The following is a 21,304-nucleotide window of genomic DNA, read 5'->3' on the forward strand; positions in this document are numbered from 1 at the left end:
CCGGAAAGGAATCGGGAGCACAGCATCGGGGATCAGATGGTGACTTTGAATGTGGGGTTCATGGAGCGCTTACAGAATATCTACATCATCAGACCCCAACGCATCCGTGCTACACCAAGGTATTGCTACCCCAGTTGATTCTTCCAAAAAAAATATTCCCCTTACCTCTTACGGGCATACGGTCCACTACGAGATCCCCCCACCTCATTTTGATTTCACTAAAACCGGCTATAACTCAAAAATGCATGATCATTTTCTTGAACTTTAATCACAGTAGGCCGCGTACCAGCTGCACACTGAAAATAAATCTGCTTTCCTTAGCAAGTTTTCAAAGCTCGTACTTACATATCAACTTTTGTAGATCACCAGCTCTTTCAGGGTATTCATTCCCTAGAGCAAGCATAGATTCCCTCATGGCCTCCTTAACCACCTGAACACTATAAACACGGGAATTTGAAAAAATACCACTCATATGCTGATCAGCTGAGAAAAAAATAGTGCCCAGAACATGTATCCTGCTCGTATTCAAACTCCCAACCCAAGTCACCAGAAAGTCCTTCGCAACGTATAAACATCCTCTGCAAAAGCCGTTCTAAGTCACCCTCTGAAAACGCATCGATAGCAAACCAAAGAATCCAATATAACAGATTCTCACTATTTCCGGACAACTCACCCCACTTCATTTATCAACTCCAATTGGAAATACAGTTGAAACATATATCCCAACATTTTTTATATTAATCGGGACCTGAAACCTCTACTTACCAACAACAACTTCCTGCAGTCTCTCACCCGTCGCCTGATACTGAATGAGCGCTCTACGCAAGAAAATAGAGGTCAGACCAACATTCTTATTTTTAAAGAGCAATTTTTCTGGCCTTTATAAAAACATGGTCTGACCCCGATTTCTATGGGCTCGCGAGCAGGCAAATCGTTTGGATCCTCTTCAGCAGGAACTGGGCGAGGTCACCGAGCTTGCGGTTGAGCTGGAGAGTTGGTTCAGCGAGTCAAGCTTTGGGCGTAAGGAAAACAATTGGTGGGGATGAAGCACCATTCGAAGACATCTACCCCCAAGCCCTCCACCGTAGCAAAGCGAAACCAAAAGCCGTCCACACATACAAGCACTACTTTCAAGCGGTGCTTACCCAACTAGGAGCAGCCGACCTCTCATATAAGAAAACATCGTTCACATCACACTCCGGGTACACCCATTTACTCCAGTTATCAATCAGCCACCTTGTCGAAATCCCGTGACCAGGAGCACGACTTTCGATAGGGAGCTGAATGAGCATCAACCCTGACTTATTTCCAGACGCAACGACCAAAGAGTGCCCAAATTTCTCATCCGGGAGATCAACAACCATGAAGTCCACAACACTTTCATACGGCCAACTTGCTGGCAGTCTAAATATATAGCCGCGCGAAATCAGCTCACCTGCATACTCAACCAGCTTAACACATGCCATTACTTTACCCTCAGATCATGAGCACCAGAAGAGTCTTTTGAGTTATCTACAGGACTAAGATCGAACTTAACCTCTCCCATATGCGCTCCGCTCCTACCATTTAACTGCTCGAATCTACCATGCTGGGTATCAACCGAGTAGTTCCATCATCAACGGCTGATGATGCCTCATATATTGCTTCGGTCGCTGCCATAAGCGAATCCTCTCCACCAGCTAAGGACAGCGCCGATACAGCGCGAGCTTGGCTAAACAGCTGAAGGTCAGCTACATTTAAGCTTTGCTCTTCGTCCAGGCTGTCTTGCAAGCAAATACTTCTCATCTAACTGTGCAGCTAAAGCATCTAGCCCAAAAACCTGATCAGTCGTGAGTTTATTACCAGATTGTAGCTACCTAAGAGACTCGGCAAAAATAAAAACTTCTACTGGGCAGTCCTGAAAGCAAGTTCGCAAGCCAATTTTACAGCACCTCTTCGTTATTCCTCACTGACTACCTTAAGTTTTTCTACAAAGCTTTTCTCAACTATTTCTAAACGCATAATTATTATTTAGGCTCTGGCAGTGGTTTTAATGACGCGGACACATCCTGTGCGCTCTTTAAACTACGACTGCCAAAATGTTAGACAGACGCCATATTCATCGAGAAGATCATCAGCAATTTCAAACTGAAATACCTTCTCTGGAAAGGCATCGGATAAAGCGCGCTTCCAATATCTAGTGATCTGTTCAGCAAATAAATGACAAAGACGATAATCTTCTTCCGACAGACCCACTTTAAATACGGGTCTGCCCGGTGCATCCTCCCACTTTGAAAAGAACTGGTTTATTGAAAAAATATTTCTGTATCGTTCAACGTCTCTACGCGATGTACTTTGTTCCAACACACTAGATGCGGTCTCAACCAGCCCGTTCAAATGAAATTTTTGTGGATCGTATTGCTGAGCGTTAGGCAGCCAGAAAATGTGACCATTGACCTCAATAAAATCAGGAGAGAGCAAACCCAAAACAGAAATTGCCTGTTCTAATGAAACCAAGTGCCCTACATATGAAAAAAACTCTCCGGAGCCAATATCTGAAACAAACAGACTCAACGACTCTTTAGAAATATTACCCTGATAAACCTTCATCATTTCAACCCCAAGCTATCAAGAACCGACTGAGGAACATTTCCCTCAAAAAAATTTTGTGTCACTTCTCTTCTTGGGGAAATATGTTCCATTCGGGGCTTGGTTCCATTCGACCACCTTAATCCGAGAGCTAGACACATCATATAGTGCACGCCCCTCAGGACCGTAGACAACAACATGCCCATTTCCAAGATTCGCATAAGAATCGGAAGTTTGCCCTTGCAACGGATACTGAACACCACCACGCGTTCCCGTGACCGTCACATTCGTTTGCCTGAGCCCCTTGGTATAATCTAAATCAATAGAGGAAAATAGGGGTCAGACCACTATTCTCATTTTTTAAAGAGCAATTTTTCTGGCCTTTATAAAAACGTGGCCTGCCCCCGATTTCTGCAAATAAACAACGGTGGGTTTCCCACCAGAACTAGCTAATTCTCCCATCGCTTTTGCACCAACTAATTACGGCGAAATCAAAACCACTGGAAAATTTAAAATTTTTCCTTCAACATAATCCCAAGATAGGGCATGCAACTTCTTTGATACGCGCGAATCTATTGACATAAGTAACATCAAGAAAGTCTCCAGTTCGTCACTATACTCTATTCCTTTTATACCTAAATTATCGTACAGCCTTCCAGAATACTCACTTTCAACTCCATCATTCGAAAAGACATAAATTATCTCAGAGGTAATATCTGAGTAAACAATTGACTGAACAAAAACCTTACTGTTTATAGACGGAATGACCATTCCACACATCCTTAAACTCTTTAACGCCCATTTTGTACTGCGTACCATTAAAAGGATCTTTAATCAACACCCTGCCAACGTCATCCACTCCATCAACCACGACCCAGTGCCCTACTTTATTTCCAGAATCCCACATCATTGCACTCCAAGAGCCAGTTTTATTGAGTGCATTGAAGCTAGATACATCGACTGCATTCCCAAACCAACCAGAATCAGCTGTATTTGATTTACTCGCCAAGGAGTTCATGGAAGTAAGCTCGGTTCCAAGATCAACCTGAGAAGTAAGAACACCTCGATCCTTCAACAGCATCTCACCACAGGCAGCACCGCAAGCTGTAGGAGTGGATTGCTTTACCACGTTAGGGCTAGCAATCCGTCCAAAACATTCCAAGTCCCACCAGTCCCAGCCTTTATTTCTTTTGTACCGACGGCCAAATAAAAGCCATGCTAATTAACTTACTAAACTATCCACTCCACCTCAAAATCAACTAGCTGAGCCTGAAGCCCTGCCTCATGCTCGAACCAGTAGTCAAACCCTTCAAGATCACTTTTCTTCAAGTAAAGATAATACCCGCCAGTGTCGCCATCACGGTCATCAGCAACAACAATTTCCCAGCCAGAATATTCGCCAGTGATAACAATACCCTTCCGAACGATAGACATATCCATATCCTAGTCCGCATAGGGAACATGATTGTTAGAAATATATTTTCCAGTCACAGGATCTTTAACTCCGAAAGAACATTCAGGTAAACACCACTCGGCCCAGCGTTAATGACGCGACTTGCAGCTTACAACTGAAAATCCCCGAGCGAGCACTTCAAACCCTGTGCCTCCATAGTCTTTCAGACTGTATTTAACGCACTCAAGCTGATCAGCTGAGACATCCTCCATTTCAAGTTCGCTTAAGTAAAAACTTCCACACACATCAGGAACGCTTAAGCGACCACCCCCCGTAAACTCTAAAACAACTTCAAACTCCGACTGCTTAGACGCATAAAGCATCTCGAGACTAACCTTGTAAGTTTCAACCGCCCCCGCGTATTTTCACGCTGCAAGGTGAGCCCCTTTATTAAATTTAGATTATAAAAATCAAAATCGGAAATAATGGAAAGCTTTTCAACGCCCTCACAAACCCTTTCAACTGCCCGCATATTTTCTCCTAGTCATCAGGACGCATATCAGGCCTGATCCCTTAGCATTCTAATATCTCTCCAAACCTGAAGAGAAGAGGAAAGATTCACTTGAAAAATTGGGGTCGGCCCCTGAGGAATCCCCACAAACCTACTCCAGTCTCTGAGCTTGCCGGTGCACTTCATCGCGCAGCAATAGCTCCATATCCGCCAATTTCGAGCAGGACAATCCGATGGTGGAGCATCTCAAGTATTCGAGGCCGAGACGCCAGAGTGAGAGCACCGGTTTCTGCCTGATGCTGTTGCTCTGGAAGTGAAGTGAGCATTTTCCAGTAGAACGGCGGACGTTCATGTTGCAGCTGAACGTGACCGAGCACGCGATCCAAACGTTTGATCGAATGCTTGGTGTAAGCTCTGCTGGGCATGAATCTGCCCAGATCAGTCAGCGTTAGACGGGCCGGTACATCAAAGCGCTGACGCATCTCATTAGGGCGTTCAGACGCTTGCGGTGCAGAGTGGGGAGTGCTTGGAAAAATGCCTTGTGTAAGAATCGTACGACCTGCATGAGTCTCGGGTATTGGTTTGCCTAGCGACTACCAAACTGCCCGACTCATGCAGGCCACTCAAGATATCTAACTGACCTGCAAGGAAGTTTTGTGGGGATTCCTCAGGATCTGTCCCACTTCCCGCAAAATCAAATAATCGCCCCCCAATATTCCTTTATCATAGTGCAGCTTTACGTCAACTACTGCCAACTCTTAAAATCAACATAAACTGACTTAATCAACGCATCAACCTCGTAATCACCAATATCTGGAACATAAAAACTCAATCCAAGTTCGCGTATCTTGAAGCCGGATGTACTAACATCAATTCGTACATTTTCTTTAATCAATAACTCACTCAAAAAAGAGTAACGCTCCCCTACAACCTTTATATTATTGAAATAAAACTCACTACCTCTCAAAAACTCGGCACCTTCCAAGCGGTCATCAGCATCATAATAGACATGAACTCGATGCACACTATAGTCTTCCGTTTCATTTTCATCATCCGCTGTTTTTTTGAAAGCAGAAAAATCACCTCCCAACACCTCGCGCACCTTTTCACGGCTCATCCCTGATTGAAGAGGACCAACACAGCCGACTGAAATAAATTTGAAGAGCATAATTTGTTACCTCTTAAAATCGTTGGGATCCAGTTTTGATGCGTATTCAAGCATCTGCTTGATGCCCTCATCATACTTATTATCAAACTGACGTCTAATATCATCAATATCCATTTGCATAGCCTCTTTGAGCTTCCCCTGACTAAGCAGCTCTTCTTGCTTGGCTCGATAAGCTTCAGCTTGCTTTGAGCCACCGTAGCTTGCAGTTTTTTCGTGATCCGCTGGGTCCATTTTTATTGCAGGACCATCTTTTGTGCTGATGGGAGCTCCCTTGTAGCAGCTCTGAGCAGGACAGTGATGAGAGTCCAATTTATCGTTAACCGGCTTGCTCGTGTCTCTGTGAGCCCCACCCAACACCGTTTCGGGGTCTTTTTTATCATTAAAATGACCGCTAGGTCGATCCTTCACGGTGACGACAGTGCCACCCTTATTTTTTGCCCTCCCAGGCATGGCCCCAGTCAAAATACTCGACAGCAGATCACCGCCACCAATCAGGTATTTATCACTTTCAAACTCAGGATTTAAGGTAGTGCCTTCTATGATTTGAGCAACCTTCTGTCCTAGGAAGGTGTTTAATTTGTCCACATTTTTTGATATCGCCTGACCTGCCGCTGTGCCTTCAACGGCCTTCATCACAATAAACTGAGCAACACCTTTCGGCCCTTGCGCCGCAGCCAGTACGTAGGCGATGGCCTCCGCACTCTCAGGGTGTGTGTTTTTATAAGCCTGTATCGCACCAAGTTGACGAATTACACCTTGAAGCTCATCAATCCCTGACGGATTGACTTCCTGATCCTCCAACACTATTGCCTGAGAGTCAGGCGTGTAGCTGCTCGATTCAACTAGCTTTTTCGCATCCGCAAGAACATGAGGTTCGATCCCATTTAACGACGCCACACTTCCGAGAACACTGTCGATAAATTCGGGGTCAGCCATCTTCGTCATGGCCGATTGAGGACTCATGCCAGAAAGAATGAGCGCTTCTAGCGTGCTTTCCGCTAAGTCTTTACCGGCCATGGCTTCTGCGCGAGCATCCATGGGACGGCCAAGCATGATATCCACTCGATTGACTACAGCGTTCAACGCCCCAGCGACCTTATTAAAGTTGTCCAAGGCTTTTTTGTCGTAGTTCAGTAATCCGTCAGACCATTGCTTAAGCGTTTCCCCCGGTTTGAGTACAGCATCAATTGAGGAACTGCTTGCATAAAGGTCCGTGCGCTTTTCCTCGTCCTTAGTAACCTCATAGGCCTTGCTCACATCCCGGTTCAAACCAGACGTGGAGTCAGCACCCGTTTCGGCATCCTTGCGTACGACAATGTCACCTGCGCCTACTGTGGCACGGACAATCTGCTCACGGTCTTTTTCATAGTTCCAGCCTTCAACACTCCATCCCGTCTGACCCTCCTTGCCTTTACCCACCTGGCTACCGTCTTGTGCGGTACTACCTTTACTGTCACTGCCACCCGCTTTGTAGGTTCCTCCCACGTTCAGGTAATAACCGTGCTCTTTGTCCTGCCCTGCAATATCGCTGAAACCCAGAGTACCGGTGTCTAATTTAAGGTTGCCGTTATCGGCGGCGATGACAGCACCGTCGACTTGAGTATGGTTTTCGGTTCGGATATCGACTTTGGTTTTACCGGTGATGCTGGTTTGCTCTTCGACCCAGTCAGTCTTGCCTGTGGTTTGGCCGTAGCCGACCGAGCCACTGACTCCTGCTCCCGGGCCGATGGTAGCCGTAACACTGATGTCGAACTCTTTGCCCTTGACCTTACCGGTATCGGCCACCGACGAAACGTTGAAGTCGCCACCGACACGGCCCACAACTTCATCACCCCGTAGGCTAGCGCCGCCGATATTGGTGTCCTTACCACTGGTAAAGCCCAGTCGGTCGCCTGCGTAGAGGTACGCCTCTTGTTGGCGTTGACCCTCTCTCTCCAAATTCCCCTTGCCCACACTCACACTGACGTAAACGCCAATGCCATCGGAGCCAAAAGTGAGACCGGCCTCTCCACCACCACTGTGGCGATTGTTTTCGCTGTTGCTATCGTTATGCGCCGAACGGATATTCAAATCGTTACCGGCGTTCAAATCGATGTCTCGCTGCGCCTGGACATGTGTACCGATCAGGTTCAGGTCATTGCTCGCCTTTATGTTGATATCGCGACCAGCATCGAGTTGAGTCGCCGTAGAGGAACCTTGAATACTCTCGCCGGTGGCGGTGCCATAGCTGCCGCCAACACCAACTTTGATCCCGCCACTGGTGCCGCCATGAATTCCCCCCCAACTCTGGGTGTTGTTGGTTTCCTCGCTGACACTGCCCCTGGCGACATCGAGGGTGACATCGCGACCTTTGATGTTGATGTCGCGGCCGGCATCCAATTGGCTGCCCTTCACAGCAACGTCGTTACCCGCGTTAAGGTTGAGATCTCTACCGGCATTGAGCGTCGAGGGCCTGTTTGTCTCCTCGATAATTTTTTGACTGTTGCTTTGCTTACTGTTGCCGAACTTCCCGTCTAATGTCGGGCCGCTGACGAACTGGCTTACCGAATCCACCGCCTTAAGTGTGCTCGACCCCTTACTGACATTATCCTCCCCCTTGCCAGCGCCACTCACCGCGTCCTTAGTATTGGCATAGTTGTGATTGATCGAAGCCCCAAGGCCATTGCTCTCTTTCTGCCGCAATTGCTCTTTGAGCTGGCTTTCACGAGCAGCATCGATGTTGATGTTTCTTCCTGCAGTCAGATCGATATCATTGGAGGCGTTGAGATCGGAACCTAGCTGGTTGATATCGCGCTTGGCGTTTATCGCTACGTCCTGGCCCGCACTGATCTGGCTGCCTGCAGCAGTTTCTCGTTCCACCCGGTCTTTTTTCGTAGTGCCCTCAGTGCCCGCAAAGACACTGAAGCCGTTGCCATTACTGGAAATACTTGAACCGGTATGCTTCTTTTTCTCCCAACTGCTCTCGCTGCTGGTGTTCTGGGCCGCGACCACATTGACATCACGCCCTGCATCCAGGCTGGCATTGCGCCCGGCTCTGATGCCACTGCCCACAAGATTGATGTCGCGCTCAGCCTGCAATGTGGCATCACGGTCGGCGTTGACCTGGCTACCCACGCTGGTGCTGCTCTGCGCTTCACGCCCGGCCTTTTTAGCCGACGAGATCGCCACCGAGGTGGGCCTTTCCGTATAGCCAAATTTCTTTTTATATTCCTCGCTACGGCTGTAAGCCGTATCATTCGCGGAAACTAGGTTGATGTCACCCGTACTGTTTACCAACCCGGCACGCAGTTCGGTGTCGTTCTCCGCACTGATTTCACTGGCACGTAAACGCACGTCATTACCGGCTGCCAGTACCACGTCATTCCCAGCCCCTAACTCACTACCGACCTGACTGGCCGTGGTTTTCAGCTGACTCTTGCCACTCTTGGAAAGCCCCAGGAACCCGGACTTGGTCTTCTTGCTGTAGGAGCCGTGCTCTTCAATACCCGACAACACCGCGATGTCGCCCGTAGCGCCGAGCAGCATGTCGCCACCGGCTTTCAACTGGCTGCCGATCACGGTGACGTCACGACCACCTTCGATGTTCATGCCTCCGTCAGCTTTCTTGCTGGCGTTGACTGTCAGGTCTTTACCCGCCTCTACGACGGACGCCACGTTGGTACTGTCGTAGCTTTCACGCTGCTCGCTTTTGCTGCGGCCGAACGAGCCTTTGCTCTTCTTGGAATAGAACGAAGCGTCTTCGTCCAGTGCCGAAAGAATACTCAGGTCACGCTGCGCCTCCAGGGCCACGTTACCGCCGCCGCTTACTCGACTTGCGGTCAGTTCAAGATCCTTTCCAGCATTGAGTGACACGTCACCGCCCGCGGTCAGCACACTGGAAACCTGGTTGATGTGGTCTTCCGAGCGGCTGACTTTTTTGGACTTGCTGGATGAATGCTGCTCATCGGCTGCCGACGAGATACTCAGGTCTCCGGTCGCAGCAATGGCCAAGTCGCGCTTAACATCGATCCGGCTGGCTACAACGCTTACATCGCGCCCGGCGGTCATGCGCAGGTTTTCGCCGACATCAATAGCCGAACCACTTTGAGTAACCGATGAGGAGCGCGCCCCCATCCCACTGTTCCCGGAATCACGCGTTTCAGTGGAAACAATGTTGATATCCCGTCCTGCACTGATAATCGTGTCGGCACCGCTCTTAAGCACACTGCCGCTGTTATTCACATCACGCCCGGCCGTGATGCTCAGTGCATTTACAGCTTCAATACGTGCCGAATCGCCGTAGTAGTTACGATTGCTTGTGCCGAGTCCGGTAAGACTGCGCTCATTTATCACATCGCCCTTTGTCGCAGAAAGCGTCACATCCCGCCCAGCAATCACGCCGCCGGATTGGTTAACGATGCTATTACCTGCAAGCAAATCCAGACGGTTGCCCGCCTCGATCCGGCCGTTGTTGACGAGGTCATTACCCGCCGCTGCCGAAAGATTGTTGCTGGCACGCAAAGTCCCGGCGTTTACCAGGTCCTTGCCGGCGATCAAGTTGACGTCCTTGCCGGCGATCAACGCCCCGTTCGATGCAAGACGTTGATCGGCATTAGCCAAATAAAGCACCGGAACCAAAACCTTCTCACCGGCTACTTCATGCTCTTCCAGCCATACGATGTCGTGGGTCAGTGCCGCAACTTGTTCGCCTGTCAGCGACACGCCAACCGTCAGGTCCAGGCTTTGCTTGCTGTGGATGGCGTTGTCCATCAGATAACGGAACAGGGCGTCGTCCGAGGCCTGGCCGTCAAGGAAGCGTTGACCGGTACGGGCGACTACGGCTTGCTGGATAAGGCGTTGTTCGTAGAGACCGTCACCAAGGCGCTTGGCGCTGTCGTCGGGGTTGTAGCCGAGGCCGGTGAGCAGGTAGTCCGAACTCATGAATTGTTTGAGGTCGGTAAGCACCGGATTCGTTTCAATCAGGTACTTATGCGGTTGTGAAACGACGCTGAGGTTAGCCCCCCCCTTCACGCTATCGACGGGTTGCGCAGCGTCAGTTTGATGACTGCGCTGAGCCAACGGTGTCACGCCCGGAACACTGATCACCGCGCCGGTGCTGGTTGCAACTGGCGTTTCGCGGGTAGCACTGGATAGACCAGGCACACTCAAACCGGGCGGGGTAGAGCTACCGGGCGAAGTGGTCAAGACTAGGCCATCACGTGCGTCAGGGGTTAACCCGGGCAGGTCAAGAACTGGACCTGGAACCTGGGTATTGAGTCCATCTGCGTGGCTCATTTCGACACCTGGGTTACGACCAGACGGCAATACACCACTGTCGGCGTTGCCAACGACGTTCACGGTACGGGCATTGCCATTGATGCCACCGGCGTCGCGAGCTGTCGGGGCCACCTGATGAACACCGACGGCAGTTTGCACCGCCTCAGTTACCTGAATGGTACGGCTCGAGGTGCCAGGCAATGTTTGCTGGCGCTGCGCCAGCGCGACATTGGCACCACTCAATGTCCAGTTCTGCGAACCGGTACTGCCACGGCTCACCTGGCTGTCATTCGCTGCCTGGCCGCTCAGGCGGAACAGTCCGTTCTTCCCGCTAGGCAAGCTGAAACCTGGCAGTGCCACCGGATTGACCTGTTGCAGGGCAAGCCCCGGAGGCAGTTCGCGGTTGATCGTAACCATCACCGCAGTGTTTCCGGCGACCTGGGTTGCACCCACACGCGATCCGTTACCAGCTACAGCGACGTTCTGACGCACGATACTGTTAGTCAATGTTTGTGTTGCATTGATGCTGACTGCCCCACCCGCCTGAACGACGGCATTTGCCGCGCTCGAAGACCCAATGGTGGTGTTATTAAATGGCTGGGTGGTGAGCATCTCCCACGGACCATCTGCCGCACCAACTCCAGAGTCAACGCCTTTGTCAGAGTTCTTGAGAATTAAAGGTCCATAACTCGTTGAACCGCGGTCTTCCCGACCATTGCGCTGGTGGCCCACACGAACAATGGACTCTGTCCCATCGCTGGTCCAAACATGAATGTTCGGAGCGGGCGCGTTGTAGTAAGGGTCGTGACCACGGTTGTAGTTCATGACCGTCACCATGAAGCGCGACAGGTCGTAGGGATGCAAACCACCATAGGTGTATGAACGACGCAGGCTGTAGTCACCAACCGAGGCCCCCTCGTTGGTAAAGTTTTGCAAGGCAAAATTGATGTTGCCGCCCGCGCTGAGGGTTGAGTTCTTATTACTCATATCTCCCCCAGTGACGATAAAATCGCGCCCAGCCGTCATCGCGGCCGATGCCGAATCCTCGACTATTTGCGATTTGAAGTTTTGCACCCAGACCAGATAACTATCAGCTGAACGATTCGGAACGATCGAAGTACAGCTGGTGCACTGAACCCCGATGTAACTGGATACCAGGCCGCCCGTAGTCTTGAAGGCATCCTTGCGGTTCTCGATGTTCACAGCCGCCAGATTCAGGTTGCCGCCACTCTCTACCGTGGCCGAAATATTGCGGATCGACGTGCTCTGACCGTTGTTGTCATCTTTGGCAATGCTGACATTCCCCAGACCGTATACGTCCGCGAAGCGGTTGGTGAACGTATCAGTGCGCAGCGCCATATCGTCGCCGCTGAAGATCAGTCCATTCTGGTTCAACAGTGTGGACGTGGACAGGCGCAGGTTGCCGGTACTGCCCAGGGTGCCGTAGTTGTTGATAACGCCAGCAGTGACGTTCAGGTCCGCAGCCGAAGTGATTCGGCCTTCATTTGCCAGTGCACCGCCAACGGTTATGCGCGTATTGCCACCACCGGAGATCGTGCTGAGTTGCGCCAAGGTCAACTGGGCGGCAGTAAGGTCCAAGGTCCCCACACTACTGACCCGACCGCTGCCCTCATAGCCACCCGTTAAATCCAGCGCCAGGCTGCCATCACTGGCAATCAGACCATTGTTAATCCAGTGCCCGCCCTTGCCCTCAAGGCGTGAGGACGCCAATAACTGCCCGGTTTCAGTCTGAGTAAAGGTGCCGACGTTCACATTCAGGCGTCCGGCCTCAATGACGCTGCTGTTAGTCCAGGTATCGGCGTTCAGGGTCAGGCCGCCACGGGTGACAATGCTGCCGCCGGCGCCGGTGACATTGGGCAGGGAGATATCAAAATCACCCTCCCCGGCGTGCAGGAGTTGGCCGCCGGTGTTCTGGAAGGTAGTGGCTACCAGGGCAAGATCAGTGTTGGCGGTTTCAACGATGCCATTGCGGTTATCAAACAGATTGCCGATCTGAAACTGGGTCTTGCCCGTGCGCGCCAAGGCACGCAGTTTGCCGCTGTAGTTGACCAGGTCTCTGGCCTGCAGCGTCAGCGTCTCATCGCTTTCAATAATCCCCGAATGGTTGCTCAGTTGCCCACTGAGGCCGAGGTCAATGCGCTTGGCGGAGATTTGTCCGAAGCTGTTATCCAGCGAAGTGCCGCGGGTTTGCAAGGCGCCTTTGGCGTACACCCCACCGTAGGCGTTGAGGAATTGATTGGCGGTGATGACGGCATCGCCGTCCTGAGCGGCGATGCGACCATGCTGGTTGTCGACGGTGAGCGCAGCCACGTTGACGCGCTGGCCTTGAATTACCCCACCTTTGTTTTGCGCAACGCCGTTGAGCAAGCTGTCATTCAGAGTGGCGTCCACCCACCCGGTCAGGCTGGCCACGCTGCCGCCCTGGTTGTCCAGGGTATTTGCCCTGACGATTGTGTCACCGGTGTGCGCCAGGAGCTTCCCGCCGTGGTTGTCGATATCGCCATCGATGTCGAGGCCCAGGCCGCTTTGGCCTTGCACTGCACCGCCGGCATTGGTGAGGCCTGAGGCCTTGATTTGCAGGTCAGCCTCCTGGCTGTAGATCAGGCCATCGGTGTCGTTTTGCAGGACGCCGGTGCTGGTGATCGCCACACGATTCTTACCGGCGATGGTGCCTCGCTGACGGTTGTCGAGGCCACCGGTCAGCAATGTCAGTTGCCCTTGGCTGGCGATCTGGCCGCCCTGGTTGTTGACCTGCACCGCACGCTGGAGCAACAGCGGGCCTGCGCTGGCCAACTTTCCGTTTGTGTTGATCAGAGAACCCAGCAGGTTCAGGGTCAAACGGTCGTTACCGGCGACGGTGCCGCCGGTGTTGTTGAGGTCAGTGGCGGTGATGGCCAGCGCTTTTTGCGCGTTGATCGTACCCGTCTGGTTGCCCAGGGTGAGCGCTTGCAGGTCGAGTTCAGCGCCGCTGTCGATCAGGCCACCGTTGGCGTTGTTCAACTGGCCGGTGACCGACAGGCTTTGTCCCGCACCGCTGGAGAGTATGCCACCGCTGTTTTCGAGACTGGCGGCGCTGAGGTCAAGCCGGCCCTGGCTGACCACCGCGCCTGCGCCGGTATTGAGCAAAGCGCCAGCGAGTCGTACATCCACTGCGCCATTGCGGCTGGACAACGTACCGTTGTTGCGATTGTCGAGGCTATCGCCACTGACGTTCAAACCTTGCCAGCCGGATAGCAGGCCGTTCTGGTTGAGCAACTGAGCTGCGTTGACCGACAGCACCTGGCTGCTGATCAACTTGCCACCAGTGTTGTCCAGGCCACTCAGGTTCAGTGTCAGGCTTTCCTGAGTGGACAGCTCACCGTTCTGATTATTGATCGCCCGCACGCGGTTCAGGGCCAACGCCCCCTTGGCAGCAATCAGCCCGTTGCGGTTATCCAAGTCTGCATTGTTCAAATCCAGGGTCACGTCCTGCCCGCCCATGATTTGACCGCCGGCCAGCGTCAAGCCACCCAACTGCAAGTCCATCGCACCCTTGGCGGACACTTCACCGCCACTACCGGTAGCGAGGTTGCCTGCCGCGATGTCGAGGTTACCTTGGCTGTTGATCAAACCATTTGCGGTGTTATCCAGGGCCGTTGCGCTGAGCGTCGCGCGGCTGCCGCCCAATAGGTTGCCACCCTGGTTGTTCAGCAGGCCGTCGCTGCTCAGTTGCAGTTCGCCTCGACCGGTCAGCGTACCGCCTTGGTTGTCCACCGACCCGGCGTGCAGGTTGAGGTTAGCGGCGCCGATCAGGCCCTTAATGTTGGCTAGAGCCTGATTGATTCGCAGCGCCAGATCCTGATTGCTCAGCAGCTTGCCGTTGCTGTTATCAAAGCGTTGTGCGGCCAGGGTGAAGGCTTGGTCGCTGGAGATTTCACCGCTCTGGTTATCGACGGTGTTGAGGTTTTTCAGTAGTAACGGGCCGCTGGCATTGATCAAACCACCGCGGTTATTCAACTGGCCGTTATTCAGGTCAAGGCTCAATCCGGCCTGACTGAACAGCTTGCCTGCCTGCTGGTCGAGGCCAGTCACCGTGGCGTTCATTGCCTGGGCACTACCGATACTGCCACCGTTGTTCAACTGTGCGGTCACCAGGGTCAAGGTGTCTCCGCTGTTTAGGCGCCCCGCCTGGTTGTTCAGCGCTCCGGTGGTAACAGAGACCGGACCTTTGCCGCTGAGAGTGCCTTGCTGGTTACCCAGGCTGGCGCTGCGCAGTATCAAGTTGGCGTCGGTGAGCAGTTCACCGCCCTGGTTGTTCAGGTTATCGCTGACAACAACGCTCAGACCTTGCGCGCTGGAGAGACTGCCTTCGGTGTTGTCGAGGCTGCGCGCCTTGACGTCCAGCGTGCCTTCGCTGCTCAACAGGCCCTTGTTGTTGATGAGGTTACCTGCCAGATCGACCACTAATGGTTGCTGACTGAGCAGCTTGCCGCCGCTATTGTCCAGCGCAGTGCCTGTCAGCGTCAGGCGTTGAGCACTCAAGTGGCCGCGCGTGCGGTTGAGTACCTGATCCACGGCCAGGCTCAAGCCTGTGGCGGCGAACACCAGCCCGCCGTCGCTGTTATCCAGGCGCTGGCCGGTAATGCTCAGGTCGGCGTTGCTGGTCAGTTCACCGGCACGGTTATCAACATCGCCCACGTCCAGTTTCAGCACTTTTGCAGCGCCGACCAGGCCATCGCGGTTATCGAGATGGGCACTGGCCATCGCCAGGGTCTCGGTGCTGACCAACTGGCCTTTTTGGTTGTCGATCAGATTGGCGTTGACGGTGACCTTGGCCTTCCCCGCCAATTCGCCCGCACGGTTGTCCAGTTTTGCAGTGGTCAGTAGAACGGCACCATCGCCGATCAGGCTGCCACGCTGGTTGTCGATCAGGCTATCGGCGCTAACCTCCAGGCCGCCACGACTGCTGATCAGGCCGTCGGTATTGTCCAGGCTTGCACTGCGCACGTTGAGGCCGACAGCGCTGATGCTGCCTTTGGCGTTGGCCAAGGCCTGCTCGATGCGCAGATCCAGGGCATGATTGCTGATCAACTTGCCGTTGCCGTTATCCAGGCTACTTGCCGCTAGGGTGAAGGCGTTCTGGCTGGAGATCTCACCAGTGCGATTATTCACGTTGCCAAGATTTTTCAATACCAGGATGGGTGCATTGAGCACCCCGGCGTTGGTCACCTGCCCCTGATTCATATCTAGGTTCAACTGGCTGCTGCTGAACAACTCACTACCGCTTGCCTGGGTCAGGGCTGTAAGGTTCGCGGTCAGTACACCGCCGCTGGCAATGCGTCCGCCGTTGTTGAGCTCGGTGGCTCTAAGGTCAAGGCTGTTGGCACTGATCACGCGCCCGCCAAGGCCGTTGTTGAATCGCCCGGTGGTCAGGTGGGTGTCGCCCTGGCTTTTCAGCAAACCTTGCTGGTTGTTGTCCAGGCTTGCACTGGTGAGATTCAGCGCCTGAGCAGACTCCACCACGCCGCCCACATTGAGCAGTTCACCATCGCTGGCCAGGGTCAGGTTGCCTGCGCTGGAAACACTACCGCCGGAGTTGTCGACCCGCTGAGCGCGCAGCTGCAGGCCGCCTTCGCTGCTGATCTTGCCGCGTGTATTGTCCAATCCCGCCGACAGTTGCACCGCCAGCAAACGTTGGCCAGCCAGTGTGCCTTCAGTGTTGTCCAAGCTCGAACCACTGAGGTGTAGATCCTGGGCGAACACCAGGCCCTTGGTTCGGTTGATCAACTGGGCAATAGCCAGTTCCAGCGCAGTGCCGGCCAACACCTTGCCGCCACTGTTGTCCAGGCGCTGGCCGCTGATCTCGGTCTTGAGTTGGCCAGAGATTTCACCGACACGGTTATCCACGCGATCGACGTTGAGTTTCAGCGCTTTTGTCGCGCCGACCAGAGCGCCGTTGCGGTTATCCAGATCGTTACCACTGAGGCTCAGGTTGCCTTGAGCGACGAGCTCACCGCCCTGCTGTTTCAACACGCCAACTGTGGCGTCGAGATCGGCCTGGCTGGCGATACGGCCCTTGGTGTTATCCGCCGTGTCCCACGTCAGGCGCAGTGGCCCGGCGGCGCTGATCAGGCCGCCCTGGTTAATCATGGATTGCCCGGTGAGGGTCTGCGCCTGTTTGCTGTTCAGTACCCCAACACGGTTGTCCAGGTTGCCCGCCTGAACGGTCATGTTGCCCTTGGACAAGATACGGCCCTTGGCCTGGTTATCCAGTAGACCAGCGACCTGCACCGACAGGCTACCGTCGCTGACCAGGCTGCCGGACAAGCTATTGTCGAGGCTGGACGCGGTGACATGCAGGCGCTGCCCGGCACCCAGTGTGCCGCCCTGGTTGAGCAGTACGCCCTGGGTTGTAAGGTTGAGGCTGACGTCGCTCAAGATCTGCCCATTGCGGTTATTCAGGCTCATCGCGTCAATCACACTGAGGCCGGCACTTGACACTTCGCCGTCGGTGTTCAACCAGTCACCGGCCACCGCCAGGGTGAGGTCTTTTAAGCTGTTGAGGACGCCTTCAGTGTTATCCAACCGGGCGGCCTGAGCATTGAGACCCGCCGCCGCAATCACCCCCTTGATATTGACAAGGGTCTGGTCGATTTTCAGGCTCAGGGCTTGATCGCTGAGCAGTTTACCTTCGCTGTTGTCCAGTCTCTGCGCCGCCAGGGAGAAGCCGTGTTCGCTGGAGATTTCGCCTTTCTGGTTGGCAACTGTGGATAGGTTCTTGAGTAACAACACACCCGGGGTATTGATCAGACCTGCGGCGTTGTCGAGCGCTCCATGGTTCATATCCAGAGTCAGGCTGGCGTCACTGCGCAGTGTGCCTTGCTGGTTCAGCAGCGGACCATTAAGCACGATGCTCAGGTTGCGTTTTGCGTATACGTTGCCCTTGAGCTGGTTATCCAGTCGATCGACGTTCAATTGAATATCGCCGTTGGCGAGTAGCTTGCCGCCAGCGCTGTTATCCAGTTGACTGCCCTTGAGTGCCAAGTCCGTGACGCTGGACACTTCACCTGCGCGGTTGTCCAGACTGTCGACCTTCAAGGTCATGGTTTTGCCGGAGTTGAGCAATCCGCTGCGGTTATCGAGTTGGCCGATGGTCAGCGTCAGCTCGCTCTTGCCGGTGAGGCGGCCTTTGCTCTGGTTATCGAGCCTGGCAGCGGTCAATTGCAACTGGCCGGCGGAGGCAAGCAGCCCGGCTTGATTGAGCAACTGGCCACTAATCAACGCGCTCAGGGTGCCTTCGCTGGTAAATGTGCCGCCGGTGTTATCGAGGCTGGCGGCGTTTAGGTCCAGTGACTGCCCCGCGACCACACGGCCATTGCGGTTGCTGATCAAGCCCGTGTAGTTGAGGGTCAGACGCTTGTCCCCTTGGATCAATCCCTTGCTGTTATCCAGCGATACACCGGTCAGCAAAGTATTAGCTCCAAGGATCTCGCCCTGCCGGTTATCCAGGCCGGTAGCAATGCGTGCGGTCAGATCATCGCGCGCGCTGAGTTTACCTTCGGTGTTGATCAGGCTATTGGCCCGCAGATCCAACCCCGTAGCGGCTACCAGGCCCTTGGTGTTGTCCAGCGCCTGTGCGATTCGCACCAGCAGCCCTTGTTCACTGAGCAATTTGCCACTGCGATTGTCGAGGCTACCAGCGGTGAAATTCAGCGTCTGAGCAGTGGAGATTTCCCCACCCTGGTTATCCACGCTGGCCAGGTTGCTCAACAGCAATGCGCCTGGCGCGTGGATCAAGCCGCCCTGGTTATTCAAGTGGCCGTGGTTCAGGTCCAGGCTGACGCCCGCCTGGCTGTAGAGGCCACCTTTGTTGCTGTTGTCGAGGCTGGCAGCGCTGACTTGCAACTGACCGATCGCGTTCAACAAACCTGTCTGGTTCAGCAACTGTGCACTGATCAGCGCAGTGAGTCGTCCGTCACTGGTCAGCTTGCCGCCACTGTTATTCAGACTGCCGGATGCGACATCAACGTTTTGCTCGGCAAACAACGTGCCCTGGCGGTTGTCGAGCAAACCAACACTGTTGATGTTGAGCGTGGCATCGCCTTGCACCAAGCCCTGACGGTTATCCAGCGATGCGCTTTTCACGGACGCCGTACGTGCCAGCATTTTACCGCTGCGGTTATCCAGCGCGCCGTCTACCTGTGCGATCAGCGCTTCACCGGCACTGAGAGTACCGCCCCGGTTATCCAGACTGCTGGCTTCAACGTCCAGTTTTTTCGCCGAGACCAAGCCTTGAGTGTTGTCGAGAACACGGGCGATTCGCACGGTCAGCGCCTGCTCGCTTAGGAGCTTCGCGTTGCGGTTATCCAGCGTATTGGCGGTCAGGGTAAAGGCCTGGTTGCTGGAGATTTCACCTCCCTGGTTGTTGACGCTATTGAGGTTGCTCAACATCAAGCGGCCGGGAGCATTGATCACCCCGTCCTGGTTGTTCAGGTGCCCCCCATTCAGGTCGAGGCTGACGTCGCCCTGTCCGAAGAGTCGACCGTCCTTGTGCTGGTCCAGGCTGCTGACGCTGGCATTGAGCGACTGACCGCTGCTGATCCGGCCACCCTCGCTGTTATCGACCTGGCCTGCTTTCAGATCCAGGCGAGCCTCACCGCGCAAGGTGCCATGCTGGTTGTTCAGCAGGCCATCCAACTGCACATCGAGATTGTTGGCGACGACAGTGCCCTGACGGTTATCGAGGCTGCCCAAGTTCAGGCGTGCGTCACCCTTGGCGGCAAACAAGCCGGTTTGGTTGAGTAAGTGACCGGCGATGGCGGCGGTCAAGGAACCGTCAGAGGTCAGCTTGCCTTCGGTGTTGTCGAGAGTGGTGCTGGTTACGTCAAGGCGGGTACCTGCCGCTAGGCTGCCGCGCTGGTTGGTGAGCGTTTCACTCTTTACCAACAAGGAACGATCACCCTGAATCTGGCCGTCATTGTTGTCCAGGGAACCCACCGTCAAGGTGGCGTCAGTGGCTAGAAGTTGGCCTTTACGGTTTAGCAGTTGCTCGGCCTTTATATCCAGGCTTCCCGCACTCAAGATGCGTCCCTGATTCTGGTTATCCACACGCGTAGCGGTCAGTTGCGCATTGCGCTGAGCACTCAACGTGCCGCCCTGATTCGCCAGTTCACCGGTGCCGATGGTCAGGTCACGGCTGGCGATCACGGTCTTGCCGCTGTTATCGATAGCCTGTGCGGTCAAGCGCACGTCGCCTTGGGTATTGCGGCTGTTATCCGCGTTGACGCCCGCTTCGATAATCCCGTTATTGGTCAGCCGGCCAGCGGCGTCCAGGGTGATGCTGTCCTTGGCAGCGAGGGTTTGTTGGTTGGTCAGGGCACCTTGGGTTTTCACCGACAAATCGGTACCGGCGTAGACCGCGCCTTTGGCTTCCAGGTTGGCGGCCTTGACTGCCAACGCCGAACCGGCGGAGGTCCGGCCCATGACCACATTGCCCGCCGCATCAATCTGGATGTCACCGCCGGCGACCATGTCCCCGGACAGTTTCACCCCCACGCCCGCTTCGGTGCCCACCAGCTTGACCGCGCCTACGTACATGCCACCCAGCGCTGAAGAATCAATCGCCAAATCCGGCGCCTTGCTGCCGTCCGATGCACGCGCCGTGGCGTTCAAGGTGCGCGCGTCTACATCATTGCGACCCGCGACAATGGTGAGTTTTTTTGCCTGGATCTGCGCGTTGAGGGTGGTGGCGCGGGTGATGATTTCGAACTGGTCGACGTTGGTGGCATTCAAGCCGGTGCCGTCAATGGCGACGCTGCCTTGATCGACTTGATAGCGGCTGATCTGGCCGTTTTCGATCACCGCTTTACCGGTGGTCAACGTGGCTTGCGGCGTGTTGATAAAGCCGCAACCGTTGCAGCTGATGCCATAGGGGTTGGCCACAATTACATGGGCCGATTGCCCCGCCACTTCGGTGTAGCCGCGCAACTGACTCGGACTGCCGCCGTTGACCTCATTGAGAATCACGCTGGCTGCTGTACCGTTGAAGTTCTGGTTGCCGAGGATGATCCCGCCCAACTGGGTCGATTGGGTGCGGCTGGTGGCGTTGTTGAGGATGACGCCCTGCTGGCCGACGTTGTAATCCTGGAACTGGTTATGGGACAACCCGCTGCCATTGGGCGCCGCGATATTGACGATGGGTACGCCGTTACCCGCCTGGCCCAGCGTTGTGCCCGGTGCGCTCACCACAATCCCGTCCGCCTGCGCCAGCAACGGCTGCCAGAACATCGCGTTGGCCAGGATCAACGCCAAGCCGCGCTTGGGCAGTCCCAGGAAAGTGGAGCGCGTTTTCAAGGCCGCAGAAGGTTGGCGCGCAAGAAAGGCGAACTGACGAACGTCCATGTCAAAT

7 protein-coding genes and 1 pseudogene are annotated in these 21,304 nt (G+C 54.1%); all 8 read right to left on the reverse strand.

Features of this window, described 5'->3' with window-relative positions:
• Positions 1-1,130: 1,130 nt before the first annotated feature.
• On the reverse strand, positions 1,131-1,466 hold the full coding sequence (gene imm45, locus AC07OP_RS14415) for an Imm45 family immunity protein (RefSeq protein WP_081744377.1): 336 nt from the start codon (positions 1,464-1,466) through the stop codon (positions 1,131-1,133).
• A gap of 598 nt (positions 1,467-2,064) precedes the next feature.
• The gene (locus AC07OP_RS14420) at positions 2,065-2,592 is read right to left on the reverse strand and encodes a hypothetical protein (RefSeq protein WP_495102784.1); all 528 of its coding nucleotides are present in this window, start codon (positions 2,590-2,592) and stop codon (positions 2,065-2,067) included.
• A gap of 456 nt (positions 2,593-3,048) precedes the next feature.
• The gene (locus AC07OP_RS14425) at positions 3,049-3,339 is read right to left on the reverse strand and encodes a hypothetical protein (RefSeq protein ID WP_495102785.1); all 291 of its coding nucleotides are present in this window, start codon (positions 3,337-3,339) and stop codon (positions 3,049-3,051) included.
• Entirely contained in the window at positions 3,314-3,697 is a 384-nt protein-coding gene (locus AC07OP_RS14430) for a cysteine peptidase family C39 domain-containing protein (RefSeq protein WP_495102786.1), read from the reverse strand. Before AC07OP_RS14430 ends, AC07OP_RS14425 begins: the two co-directional genes overlap by 26 nt.
• Positions 3,698-3,798: 101 nt before the next feature.
• Positions 3,799-4,008: a hypothetical protein gene (locus AC07OP_RS14435; protein ID WP_206691726.1), complete on the reverse strand. Its 210-nt coding sequence runs from the start codon at positions 4,006-4,008 to the stop codon at positions 3,799-3,801.
• Between the two features lie 615 nt (positions 4,009-4,623).
• Positions 4,624-4,788 (reverse strand): annotated as a pseudogene (locus AC07OP_RS14440) (IS4 family transposase); the annotation flags it as partial.
• Between the two features lie 429 nt (positions 4,789-5,217).
• Positions 5,218-5,640 carry a hypothetical protein gene (locus AC07OP_RS14445; protein WP_495102787.1) on the reverse strand — a complete coding sequence of 141 codons (423 nt, stop codon included), beginning with the start codon at positions 5,638-5,640 and terminating at the stop codon, positions 5,218-5,220.
• 6 nt (positions 5,641-5,646) lie between these two features.
• Positions 5,647-21,297: a hemagglutinin repeat-containing protein gene (locus AC07OP_RS14450; protein WP_495102788.1), complete on the reverse strand. Its 15,651-nt coding sequence runs from the start codon at positions 21,295-21,297 to the stop codon at positions 5,647-5,649.
• Positions 21,298-21,304 lie beyond the last annotated feature (7 nt).

It is taken from the genome of Pseudomonas sp. GW821-FHT09D08 (assembly GCF_059416305.1).

Bases quoted from the DNA above. Each gene is read 5' to 3' on its own strand.
- imm45 (WP_081744377.1), bottom strand. From the start codon at position 1,466: ATGGCATGTGTTAAGCTGGTTGAGTATGCAGGTGAGCTGATTTCGCGC.
- AC07OP_RS14420 (WP_495102784.1), bottom strand. From the start codon at position 2,592: ATGATGAAGGTTTATCAGGGTAATATTTCTAAAGAGTCGTTGAGTCTG.
- AC07OP_RS14425 (WP_495102785.1), bottom strand. From the start codon at position 3,339: ATGGTCATTCCGTCTATAAACAGTAAGGTTTTTGTTCAGTCAATTGTT.
- AC07OP_RS14435 (WP_206691726.1), bottom strand. From the start codon at position 4,008: ATGGATATGTCTATCGTTCGGAAGGGTATTGTTATCACTGGCGAATAT.
- AC07OP_RS14445 (WP_495102787.1), bottom strand. From the start codon at position 5,640: ATGCTCTTCAAATTTATTTCAGTCGGCTGTGTTGGTCCTCTTCAATCA.
- AC07OP_RS14450 (WP_495102788.1), bottom strand. From the start codon at position 21,297: ATGGACGTTCGTCAGTTCGCCTTTCTTGCGCGCCAACCTTCTGCGGCC.